Genomic DNA, 11,274 nt, shown 5'->3' on the forward strand with positions numbered 1-11,274 from the left:
TCCCACAGGGGTAGGGGTTGAACATTCATTTGGGATACACCCTGGCCCTTGTGGGAGCGAGCTTGCTCGCGATTCGATTTTGAACGCGACGAGGAAACCGGGATGAAAACCCTCTGGCAAAACTGCCACGCCGCCACCATGGCCCAGGGCGTCTACTCGATCATCGAAGACGCCGCCATCGTCACCCACGGCGAGCTGATTCAATGGATCGGCCCGCGCGCCGAGCTGCCGGTCGGTGACTATCCGGCCGTCAACGACCTCAAGGGTGCCTGGGTCACTCCTGGGCTGATCGACTGTCACACCCACACGGTGTTCGGCGGCAACCGCAGCGGTGAATTCGAACAACGCCTGCAGGGCGTCAGCTACGCCGAGATCGCAGCGGCCGGCGGGGGCATCGCCAGCACCGTGCGCGCTACCCGGGCCGCCAGCGAAGATGAACTGTTCAACAGCGCCGCCAAACGCCTGAAAAGCCTGATGCGCGATGGCGTGACCACGGTGGAAATCAAGTCCGGCTACGGCCTTGACCTGGCCAGCGAACGCAAGATCCTGCGGGTCATCCGTCGCCTGGGTGAACAGCTGCCGGTCAGCGTGCGCAGCACCTGCCTGGCGGCCCACGCCTTGCCACCGGAATACGCTGATCGCGCCGATGACTACATCGAGCACATCTGCACCGAAATGCTCCCGGCCCTCGCCGCCGAAGGGTTGGTGGATGCGGTGGATGCATTTTGCGAGTACCTGGCGTTTTCCCCGGCGCAGGTCGAACGGGTGTTTATCTCCGCCCAACAACTGGGCCTGCCGGTGAAGCTGCACGCTGAACAATTGTCGTCGCTGCACGGTTCAAGCCTGGCGGCTCGTTATCAGGCGCTGTCGGCCGATCATCTGGAATTCATGACCGAGGACGACGCCAGGGCCATGGCCGAATCCGGCACGGTGGCGGTGTTGTTGCCCGGGGCATTTTATTTCCTGCGCGAAACCCAGCTGCCGCCCATGGATGCCTTGCGCAAGCACGGCGTGAAGATCGCCGTGGCCAGCGACCTCAACCCCGGCACATCGCCGGCGCTGTCGTTGCGCTTGATGTTGAACCTGGCCTGCACCTGCTTTCGCATGACCCCTGAGGAGGCTCTGGCGGGGGCGACGATTCATGCGGCCCAGGCCTTGGGCATGGCTGCCACTCACGGTTCGCTGGAAGTCGGCAAAGTCGCGGACTTTGTCGCCTGGCACATCGACCGCCCGGCCGACCTGTCGTACTGGCTGGGTGGCGATCTGGAAAAACGCGTCGTGCGTCACGGCGTGGAAATCGATTAAGGAGAACGGTTGTGGAGAAGGTCCTGAATTTCAAGCAAGGGCGCGTGCCGCTGTTGATCAGCATGCCCCACGCCGGCCTGCGCCTGACCCCGGCGGTGAAGACTGGTTTGATCCCTGAGGCCCAGAGCTTGCCGGACACCGACTGGCATATTCCCAAGCTTTACGAGTTCGCCGCCGAACTGGGCGCCAGCACCCTGGCCGCTGAATATTCGCGGTTCGTGATCGATCTGAACCGCCCCGACGATGACAAGCCGATGTACGTCGGTGCCACCACCGGTTTGTATCCTTCGATCCTGTTCGATGGCGTACCGTTGTTTCGCCAGGGGCTGGAGCCGTCCGGCGCGGAGCGGGCGACTTATCTGCAACAGATCTGGGTGCCTTACCACCAGACCCTGCGGCAGGAACTGGCGCGGCTCAAGGCCGAATTCGGCTATGCCTTGCTGTTCGACGCCCACTCGATCCGTTCGGTGATCCCACACCTGTTCGACGGCAAGTTGCCGGACTTCAACCTCGGCACCTTCAACGGCGCCAGTTGCGCCCCGGCGCTGGCCCACCAGCTCGAAGCCATCTGCGCCCGCCACGGCGAATTTACCCACGTGCTCAACGGACGTTTCAAGGGCGGACATATCACGCGGCACTACGGCAACCCGGCTGAGGACATCCACGCGGTGCAACTGGAACTGTGCCAGAGCACCTACATGGAAGAGTTCGAGCCGTTCAACTACCGTGCGGATCTGGCGGAACCGACCCAGGTGGTGCTCAGGGAATTGCTGGAAGGCTTGCTGGCGTGGGGGCAGCAGGCCTACAAGAAATAATGCCTGTTTCCTGGGGCTAGGGGGGTGTGGGAGCAAGGCTTGCTCCCACAGATAGATGTGTCCTTGAGCCTCGCAGGGGAACGGTCGCCACCGTGCAAAACCGGGTCGCCACAGTTCATCTTCAGCCCCTCGACGCTGCGTAATGTTCGGGTCACGGTGCACTAAGACACCGACCTACAATAATCGCTGCCGCACGAGACCTTCCCGATGAAAAGACTGTTCAAACGCTGTCTGTCGATCCTCTGCGGTACCGTCATCCTGAGCAGCGGGGCAATGGCCGCCGAGCCGGCGTCCTGCCAGACCGTGCGCATGGGCGTGGTCAACTGGACCGACGTGATCGCCACCAGTGGCATGGCCGATGTGTTGCTCACGGGGCTGGGTTATGAAAGCAAACAGACCAGCGCCGTGCAGCAGATCATCTTCGCCGGCATCCGTGACAAGCGTCTCGATATCTTCCTGGGCTACTGGAAACCGGCGATGGACAACAACATCGCTCCGTTCCTGGCGGCCAACCAGGTGAGAGTCCTGGACCAGCCAAGCCTTGCCGATGCCCAAGCCACGCTGGCGGTGCCGGACTACGTGGCCGCAGCGGGCCTCAAGACTTTCGCCGACATCGCCCGGTTCAAGGAGCAGCTCGGCGGAAAAATCTACGGCATCGAGCCGGGCAGCGGTGCCAACACCACCATCAAGACCATGATTGAAACCAATCACTTTGGCCTCAAGGACTTCAAGCTGATCGAGTCCGGTGAGGCCGGGATGCTGGCGGCGGTGCAGCGGGCGGTGAATCGCAAGGAGTTCGTGGTGTTCGTCGGCTGGACCCCGCACCCGATGAACATCAATATGAACATCACCTACCTGACAGGCAGCGAAGACGTCTACGGCCCGAACGAAGGCGCCGCGACGGTCTCCACCGTGACCGCGCCGGACTACGCCCAGCGTTGTCCGAACGTGAACCGCTTGCTGGAAAACCTCACCTTCACCGCCGCCCAGGAAAGCCAGTTGATGGTGCCGATCATGGCGCGCAAGACACCCCAGGACGTCGCCCGGCAATGGCTGCGTGAGCACCCCGAGGATCTGCAGCGCTGGCTCACCGGGGTGACCAGTTTTGACGGCAAGGATGGCGTGGCGGCGGTGCAGGCCAGTCTCAAGAATTGACGATTAGATGATCGTGGCGAGGGGATTTATCTGTAGGAGCAAGGCTTAGATCCCCTCGCCACATAATCAGCGCCCATCCCGATCCTCTATGTTGGCGTCGTTCCATGGCTACTTATCCACTCTCCCAGGCAATGTCCGCCTTCATCGACCAAACCCTGAGCTTCAACGCCCCGGACAACAGCCTCCCTGGTCTGCGCCAGGCCTACAGCCAGATGTGCCGGGCCTTCACCCCGCCATGCCCGCAAGCGCTGGCAGTCGAGGATTTCGAGCTGGCCGGGGTAGCTGTGCGGGCTTACTGTCCTCGGAGCGAGCCGCCGTCCGAAGGCTGGCCATGCATCCTTTATCTGCACGGTGGCGGCTGGGTGGTGGGTGATCTGGACTCCCACGACTTCATCTGCATGGAACTGGCCGCGACCCTCGGCGTGCTGGTGCTGGCGGTGGATTATCGGTTGGCGCCGGAGCATCCGTTTCCGGCGGGCTTCGAAGATTGCCTCACGGTGTGGCATCACCTGGCGGCCACCCCCTTTGCCATCGACCCTCGCCGTCGGCTGGTGGCCGGTGACAGCGCCGGAGGCAATCTCGCCGCCGCGTTATGCCTGGCCTTGCGCGATGCCGGGCAAGCGCTGCCACGGGGTCAGGTGCTGATTTATCCCGCCCTCGGTGGCCCGGCCCATCTGCCCTCGCGGCGCGAATGTGCCGATGCGCCACTGTTGAGCAGCAGCGATCTGGACAGTTATCACGCCCTCTATCTGAGCGACGCTCAACCGTCTTCCCTCGCCATGCCGTTGCTCGCCGATGACCTGAGCGGCCTGCCGCCAGCGCTGGTCGTTGTGGCGCAATGGGACCCGTTGCGCGACGATGGTGTCCTTTACAGCGAGCGGCTGAACAGCGCAGGTGTGGATGCTGTGCTGTATGTCGGGGGAGGATTGGTTCACGGCTGTTTACGTGGCCGGGGCCAAGTGCCGGAGGTCGATCAGATGTATCGCACACTGCTGGCGTATCTGGCTGACACGCTTTGACTGCGCAGGGGACATGCTCATTCGGGTAATTCGGGTTTATGATGCCGGACGGCAGATTAAATAGAAGTCCCCCCAGGGATGACTCGACCCCTTACGGAGCGCGCAATGCAGACTTTGTACCCGCAGATCAAACCTCATGCCCGGCACGATCTGGCTGTCGATGACACCCACACGCTCTATGTCGATGAAAGCGGTTCCCCGGAAGGCCTGCCGGTGGTGTTCATTCACGGTGGCCCGGGTGCCGGTTGCGATGCCCAGAGCCGTCGCTACTTCGATCCGAACCTGTACCGCATCGTTACCTTCGACCAGCGCGGCTGTGGCCGCTCCACCCCTCATGCCAGCCTTGAAAACAACACCACTTGGGATCTGGTCGAAGATCTGGAGCGCATCCGCAAACATTTGGGCATCGAAAAATGGGTGCTGTTTGGCGGCTCCTGGGGCTCGACCCTGGCCTTGGCTTACGCCCAGACCCATCCCGAGCGGGTACACGGCCTGATTCTGCGTGGGATCTTTCTCTGCCGTCCGCAGGAAATCGAGTGGTTCTACCAGGCCGGCGCCAGTCGCCTGTTCCCCGATTACTGGCAGGACTACATCGCGCCGATCCCCCTGGACGAGCGCGACGACCTGCTCGGCGCCTTCCACAAACGCCTGACAGGCAATGACCAGATCGCCCAGATGCACGCGGCCAAGGCCTGGTCGACCTGGGAAGGCCGCACGGCGACCCTGCGTCCGAACCCGCTGGTGGTCGATCGCTTCTCCGAGCCGCAGCGGGCGTTGTCGATTGCCCGGATCGAGTGTCACTACTTCACCAATAACGCATTCCTTGAACCCAACCAGTTGATCCGTGACATGGGCAAGATCGCCCATCTGCCGGGCGTCATCGTGCACGGCCGCTACGACGTGATCTGCCCGCTGGACAATGCCTGGGAACTGCACCAGAACTGGCCCAACAGCGAACTGCAGGTGATCCGCGACGCCGGTCACGCCGCTTCTGAGCCGGGTATTACCGACGCATTGGTGCGCGCCGCCGCCCAAATGGCCCGGCGCCTGCTCGACCTGCCGCCCGAAGAAGCATGAAGGGGCTGTTGCAACGGGTCCGCGGCGCCCGGGTCGAGGTCGCTGGGGAAGTCGTTGGCGCGGTGGACCAAGGTCTGCTGGTCCTGATAGCGGTCGAGCCCGAGGACACCCGGGCCAGCGCCGACAAGCTGCTGCACAAGCTGCTGAACTACAGGGTGTTCAGCGACGCTGATGGCAAGATGAACCTGTCCTTGGCAGATGTCGGCGGTGGCTTGCTGTTGGTGTCGCAGTTCACCCTGGCGGCGGACACCAAAAGCGGATTACGCCCGAGCTTTTCGACGGCCGCACCTCCGGCCTTGGGCGAGGAACTCTTTGACTATCTGCTCACCCAAGCGAAACAGGTGCATGGCACTGTGGCATCAGGTAGATTCGGCGCCGACATGCAGGTGCATCTGGTTAACGACGGCCCGGTAACCTTCCTGTTACAGGTCTGAAAGTGTTTGAAACATCTTTTCGGTCCTGTTTCGAGGCAAAACAGTGAGTTTTCTCGATAAATACTTTGTTACCCCTGATGCGTTGTCACGCGGGCTACTAGATAATCGCGCGCTACGGGGGACCAGCGTTCGCTGGTCCATTTGACTTAGGTAGAGACTTGTCCTGGGCCGTTTGGGGAATCATTTTGTCCCATCGGAGTCGGAACAATGCTCGCCAACTTGGCAAGAGTGGCCTGCAGGTGCGGTTTTTCAATGCCGATACCGTGCAGATACTTTATCTGGCCGTTGGTTTTTTGATCTGTTTTCGGCGAGGGTTGCTCGTGATTGTTAGTCCCTGTAATGCACCAAAAATGACTGCCAAACGGTTTAGAAACGCTCTGGTAGCGGGCTCGGCCCTGCTGTGCCTGTTTGGCGCGGGCCAACTGTGGGCATTCAGCCTGGATGATGTATCGGCGAAGGCTCAAGAACTGGCCGGGCAAAAATTCGAAGCCCCGCGCAGCAATCTGCCGAACGAATTCCGCGAAATGAAATTCGCTGACTATCAAAAAATCCGTTTCCGCACCGAAAAAGCCGAGTGGGCCGATCAGAAGACGCCGTTCAGGCTGTCCTTCTATCACCAGGGCATGCATTTCGACACGCCGGTGAAGATCAACGAGATCACCGCGACCACCGTCGATGAAATCAAGTATGACCCGACGCGCTTCGATTTCGGTGACGTCAAGTTCGATCCCAAGTCCACGGAGAAACTGGGCTACGCGGGTTTTCGCGTGCTGTACCCGATCAACAAGGCCGACAAGCAAGACGAAATCATGACCATGCTGGGCGCGAGCTACTTCCGCGTCATCGGCAAGGGTCAGGTTTATGGCTTGTCCGCCCGTGGCCTGGCCATCGATACCGCCCTGCCATCGGGTGAGGAATTCCCGCGCTTTCGCGAGTTCTGGATCCAGCGTCCGAAGCCGACCGATAAGCACCTGGTGATCTTCGCCCTACTGGATTCGCCACGGGCTACCGGTGCCTATCGCATGATCCTGCGTCCGGGCACCGACACCGTCGTCGACGTGAAGTCGCGCGTGTTCCTGCGAGATCGCGTCACCAAGCTGGGCATTGCTCCGTTGACCAGCATGTTCCTGTTCGGCGCCAACCAGCCGTCCAAAGTCCTGAACTACCGTCGAGAGCTGCACGACTCCAGCGGCTTGTCGATCCATGCCGGCAACGGCGAGTGGATCTGGCGCCCGTTGAACAACCCGAAACACCTGGCCGTGAGCAACTTCTCGGTAGAAAACCCGCGTGGTTTCGGCCTGCTGCAACGCGGTCGTGACTTCAGCCACTACGAAGACCTCGATGACCGCTACGACAAGCGTCCAAGTGCCTGGATCGAACCGAAAGGCGATTGGGGCAAGGGTTCCGTCGATCTGGTTGAAATTCCGACCGCTGACGAAACCAACGACAACATCGTGGCGTTCTGGAGCCCGGAAAAGCTGCCTGAGCCAGGTCAGCCGCTGGACTTCGCCTATCGCCTGCACTGGACCCTCGACGAAGCCAACCTGCATTCGCCGGACAGCGCCTGGGTCAAGCAGACCCTGCGTTCGACCGGTGACGTGAAGCAGTCCAACCTGATCCGTCAGCCGGACGGCAGCGTGGCTTATCTGGTGGACTTCGAAGGTCCTTCCCTGCAAGCCCTGCCGGAAGACGCCGAAGTGCGTAGTCAGGTGAGCGTCGGCGAAAACGGCGAGATCGTCGAGAATAATGTGCGTTACAACCCTGAAACCAAGGGCTGGCGCCTGACCCTGCGACTGAAGATCAAAGACCCGAAACAGTCCACTGAATTGCGCGCCGCGCTGGTCCGTCCGCTGGTTCCGGTTGAAGCGCCGGCCGCGTCCCATGCGGTGACCACGACCCTTGCCAAGGCTGACAAGGTCGCCAGGCAGCAGAGCGATAAGGAAACCGCGCAAGAAAAAGAGCAGGAAAAAGAAGCCAAGGCCGACAACGCGTCCACTGCCGCTGAGTCGACCCCAACCCCGCAGGAACCGGAACCGACTGAACAAGTCCTGACCGAGACCTGGAGCTATCAGTTGCCAGCCGATGAGTAATACTCCAGTACAGCCAGAGACGCTCAGCGAGTATCTGGCCCATTTGCCCATGACCGATGCGCAGCGTGCCGAGCTGGCGGGCTGCAAGTCTTTCAGCGAGTTGCACGAGCGCCTTTCGTCGTCGACCTTCGATGCACCCACCGAGGCGGCGCAAGCCTCGGTGGGTCGTCGGCTGACCCTGAGCACCGCCGAAGAACTCGAAGACGCCGAAATGCTGGCGCTCGACGCCAGCGGGCGTGTCTGTCTCAAAGCCACGCCGCCGATTCGTCGGACCAAGGTGGTACCGGAGCCGTGGCGCACCAATATCCTGGTGCGCGCCTGGCGTCGCCTGACAGGTCGCACCAACCCGCCGAAGCCACCCAAGGACGAGCGCGTGCTGCCGCACGCACGCTGGCGCTCCGTGGGTTCGATCCGTCGCTATATCCTGCTGATCCTGATGCTCGGCCAGACCATCGTCGCCGGCTGGTACATGAAGGGCATCATGCCTTACCAGGGCTGGTCGTTGGTGGACTTGGACGAAGTCCTGCACCAGCCGCTGTTGCAGACCGCTACCCAGGTGCTGCCCTATGCATTGCAGACCAGCATCCTGATTCTGTTCGGGATCCTGTTCTGCTGGGTATCGGCTGGTTTCTGGACGGCGCTGATGGGTTTTCTCGAGTTGCTGACCGGTCACGACAAGTACCGCATCTCCGGTGCCAGTGCTGGCAACGAGCCAATTCCCAAGGACGCCCGCACCGCGCTGGTGATGCCGATCTGCAACGAGGACGTGCCGCGAGTGTTCGCCGGTTTGCGCGCCACGTTCGAGTCGGTTGCGGCCACCGGGGACCTGGATCGTTTCGACTTCTTCGTACTCAGCGACAGTAACGAAACCGATATCTGTGTCGCCGAGCAGCAAGCCTGGCTGGACGTCTGCCGTGAAGCCGGGGGCTTTGGCAAGATTTTCTATCGCCGCCGTCGTCGTCGCGTCAAGCGCAAGAGCGGTAACCTCGACGACTTTTGCCGTCGCTGGGGCAGTGACTACAAGTACATGGTCGTGCTCGACGCCGACAGCGTGATGAGCGGCGAGTGCCTGACCAGCCTGGTGCGCTTGATGGAAGCCACGCCGGATGCCGGCATCATCCAGACCGCGCCACGCGCCTCGGGCATGGACACGCTGTATGCGCGCATGCAGCAATTCGCCACTCGGGTGTACGGTCCGCTGTTCACCGCCGGCCTGCACTTCTGGCAGTTGGGGGAATCCCACTACTGGGGTCACAACGCGATCATCCGCATGAAGCCGTTCATCGAGCACTGCGCCCTGGCGCCGTTGCCTGGTAAAGGGGCGTTCGCCGGGGCCATCCTGTCCCACGACTTCGTTGAAGCAGCGCTGATGCGCCGTGCCGGCTGGGGCGTATGGATTGCCTATGACTTGCCGGGCAGCTATGAAGAGTTGCCGCCGAACCTGCTGGACGAACTCAAGCGTGACCGTCGCTGGTGCCACGGTAACCTGATGAACTTCCGGCTGTTTCTGGTCAAGGGCATGCACCCGGTGCATCGCGCGGTATTCCTGACTGGCGTGATGTCCTATCTGTCCGCACCGCTGTGGTTCTTCTTCCTGGTGCTATCCACCGCGCTGCTGGCGGTGAACACGCTGATGGAACCGCAATATTTCCTCGAGCCACGCCAGTTGTACCCGTTGTGGCCGCAGTGGCATCCGGAAAAAGCCATCGCGCTGTTCTCCACCACCATCGTGTTGCTGTTCCTGCCCAAGCTGCTGAGCATCATCCTGATCTGGGCCAAGGGCGCGAAAGAGTTTGGTGGCAAGTTCAAAGTAACGATGTCGATGCTGCTGGAGATGTTGTTCTCCATGCTGCTGGCGCCGGTGCGGATGATTTTCCACACCCGCTTCGTGCTCGCCGCCTTCCTGGGTTGGGCCGCTACCTGGAACTCGCCCAAACGTGACGACGACTCCACGCCCTGGAGCGAAGCCGTCAAGCGCCACGGCCCGCAAACCCTGCTGGGCTTCTTCTGGGCCTTGCTGGTGATCTGGCTGAACCCGAGCTTTTTGTGGTGGTTGGTGCCGATCGTCGGTTCGCTGATGCTGTCGATCCCGGTGTCGGTGATCTCCAGCCGAGTGGGCCTTGGCTTGAAGTCCCGGGATGAAAGCCTGTTCCTGATCCCCGAGGAATACGCACCGCCACAGGAACTGCTGTCGACTGACCAGTACACTCATGAAAACCGTTGGCATGCGCTGAACGACGGTTTCATCCGCGCAGTGGTCGATCCGCAACAGAACGCCCTGGCCTTTGCGCTGGCCACCTCGCGTCACGGCCAGGCCGAGCCGATCGAATGGCTGCGGATCGAACGGGTTCGTCATGCCCTCAAGGTTGGTCCGGCGGGCCTGAACAACAGCGAGCGACTGGCGCTGCTGAGCGACCCGGTGGCCCTGTCCCGCCTGCATGAGCAGGTCTGGAGCGAGGGGCATACCGAATGGCTGGCGGCGTGGCGTGCATCGGTCAAGGCCGATCCTCACGCACCGCTACTGCCGCTTCAGCCCATGAGCGCACAGCCTCAACTGGCCTGATACGCAAAAAGCCCCGCTTCTGAAAGGAAGCGGGGCTTTTTGTTGGGGGCTGTTTGAGTATGTGAGTACTGCCCGTGGTGCGGTCAGGGTTGTGTATTGACCTTATCCAGCACTCGACTCGCCAACAAGCCACTCAACTCGATCAGTTGCTGAATGCCAAGGGCGATATGGCGCCGTGAGCCTTTCAGGTCGAATGCCAGGTCGCTGACCATTGCATCGGCTGAAGCCAGGGTTTCGCTGAGGTTGGCGAGCAGGCTTTCGGTGTCGATGCCATCCACTACCTTGAAGAGCTGGCCCGGTGGCTGTTCGTCTTCGGGGCTGGTCTGTTTGGGGTTCAGGTAGAAGTCGAGCGCGCGATCGGTGGCTTCCTGGATTTTCCTGGGGTCGGTTTCTGGTGCTGGTGGGTTGGGTGTGACCTTGTACATGGTTGACGCTCCTAGGGTAGTGGAGCCGCCAGCTATCGCTGCTAAACGAGAAGGGTGGCAGCTGTACGCGGGTTAGCAGACCGGGACCCTAGAACCCGGCAGACCCGTAGGTCTCCCACGCACAACCGCCATGACATAAATGTACAGGCACTGAAACCTGCTCACGCATGTGGGAGCGTACGTCTAGGATTGTCCGGGCTGCTAAACACGATCGCTGAACTGACAGCGCCTGCAAACGTTAGAGCCCAGGCCCCAGGCGCACAAGCCGGCGGATTCCGGCGTAGTTGTAGGCAATGGTGCAAGGCTCCGTAGCCTTGGGATGACGGATTGTGGGGCGCAGGTATTTTTGTATGTATATCCGTTATTTAGGTAACGGCTGCTGACGGTTCCG

9 protein-coding genes are annotated in these 11,274 nt (G+C 61.3%); 8 read left to right on the forward strand and 1 reads right to left on the reverse strand.

Annotated elements, in window-relative coordinates; all coding sequences use genetic code 11:
• The first annotated feature begins 102 nt into the window (after positions 1-102).
• From hutI to mdoH, 8 genes are all read left to right on the forward strand, one after another.
• Positions 103-1,305 carry an imidazolonepropionase gene (hutI, locus tag PSEUDOMOFG3G_RS25820; RefSeq protein WP_139048859.1) on the forward strand — a complete coding sequence of 401 codons (1,203 nt, stop codon included), beginning with the start codon at positions 103-105 and terminating at the stop codon, positions 1,303-1,305.
• Positions 1,306-1,316: 11 nt separating this feature from the next.
• A complete protein-coding gene (gene hutG, locus PSEUDOMOFG3G_RS25825) occupies positions 1,317-2,120 on the forward strand; it encodes an N-formylglutamate deformylase (protein WP_139048860.1) in 804 nt (267 codons plus the stop codon).
• 207 nt (positions 2,121-2,327) lie between these two features.
• Complete coding sequence (locus tag PSEUDOMOFG3G_RS25830) at positions 2,328-3,275, forward strand: choline ABC transporter substrate-binding protein (RefSeq protein ID WP_139048861.1); 948 nt, start codon at positions 2,328-2,330, stop codon at positions 3,273-3,275.
• A gap of 104 nt (positions 3,276-3,379) precedes the next feature.
• Positions 3,380-4,294: an alpha/beta hydrolase gene (locus PSEUDOMOFG3G_RS25835; protein ID WP_139048862.1), complete on the forward strand. Its 915-nt coding sequence runs from the start codon at positions 3,380-3,382 to the stop codon at positions 4,292-4,294.
• A gap of 105 nt (positions 4,295-4,399) precedes the next feature.
• On the forward strand, positions 4,400-5,371 hold the full coding sequence (gene pip / locus PSEUDOMOFG3G_RS25840) for a prolyl aminopeptidase (RefSeq protein WP_092401505.1): 972 nt from the start codon (positions 4,400-4,402) through the stop codon (positions 5,369-5,371).
• A complete protein-coding gene (gene dtd / locus PSEUDOMOFG3G_RS25845) occupies positions 5,368-5,805 on the forward strand; it encodes a D-aminoacyl-tRNA deacylase (protein WP_139048863.1) in 438 nt (145 codons plus the stop codon). The genes pip and dtd overlap by 4 nt, the downstream gene beginning before the upstream one ends.
• Positions 5,806-6,155: 350 nt before the next feature.
• A complete protein-coding gene (locus tag PSEUDOMOFG3G_RS25850) occupies positions 6,156-7,895 on the forward strand; it encodes a glucan biosynthesis protein G (protein WP_218938990.1) in 1,740 nt (579 codons plus the stop codon).
• Entirely contained in the window at positions 7,888-10,458 is a 2,571-nt protein-coding gene (mdoH, locus tag PSEUDOMOFG3G_RS25855) for a glucans biosynthesis glucosyltransferase MdoH (protein ID WP_139048865.1), read from the forward strand. Before PSEUDOMOFG3G_RS25850 ends, mdoH begins: the two co-directional genes overlap by 8 nt.
• 83 nt (positions 10,459-10,541) lie before the next feature.
• Here the strand turns inward: mdoH and PSEUDOMOFG3G_RS25860 are convergent, their stop codons facing one another.
• Positions 10,542-10,883 carry a DUF6124 family protein gene (locus PSEUDOMOFG3G_RS25860; protein ID WP_139048866.1) on the reverse strand — a complete coding sequence of 114 codons (342 nt, stop codon included), beginning with the start codon at positions 10,881-10,883 and terminating at the stop codon, positions 10,542-10,544.
• Positions 10,884-11,274: the final 391 nt, after the last annotated feature.

The organism is Pseudomonas sp. FG-3G, from assembly GCF_901007645.1.
Classification (GTDB): Bacteria; Pseudomonadota; Gammaproteobacteria; order Pseudomonadales; family Pseudomonadaceae; genus Aquipseudomonas; species Aquipseudomonas rhizophila.

Excerpts from the sequence above, each read along its gene's own strand:
- hutI (WP_139048859.1), top strand. The coding sequence starts at position 103 with ATGAAAACCCTCTGGCAAAACTGCCACGCCGCCACCATGGCCCAGGGC.
- PSEUDOMOFG3G_RS25830 (WP_139048861.1), top strand. The coding sequence starts at position 2,328 with ATGAAAAGACTGTTCAAACGCTGTCTGTCGATCCTCTGCGGTACCGTC.
- PSEUDOMOFG3G_RS25835 (WP_139048862.1), top strand. The coding sequence starts at position 3,380 with ATGGCTACTTATCCACTCTCCCAGGCAATGTCCGCCTTCATCGACCAA.
- pip (WP_092401505.1), top strand. The coding sequence starts at position 4,400 with ATGCAGACTTTGTACCCGCAGATCAAACCTCATGCCCGGCACGATCTG.
- dtd (WP_139048863.1), top strand. The coding sequence starts at position 5,368 with ATGAAGGGGCTGTTGCAACGGGTCCGCGGCGCCCGGGTCGAGGTCGCT.
- PSEUDOMOFG3G_RS25850 (WP_218938990.1), top strand. The coding sequence starts at position 6,156 with ATGACTGCCAAACGGTTTAGAAACGCTCTGGTAGCGGGCTCGGCCCTG.
- mdoH (WP_139048865.1), top strand. The coding sequence starts at position 7,888 with ATGAGTAATACTCCAGTACAGCCAGAGACGCTCAGCGAGTATCTGGCC.
- PSEUDOMOFG3G_RS25860 (WP_139048866.1), bottom strand. The coding sequence starts at position 10,883 with ATGTACAAGGTCACACCCAACCCACCAGCACCAGAAACCGACCCCAGG.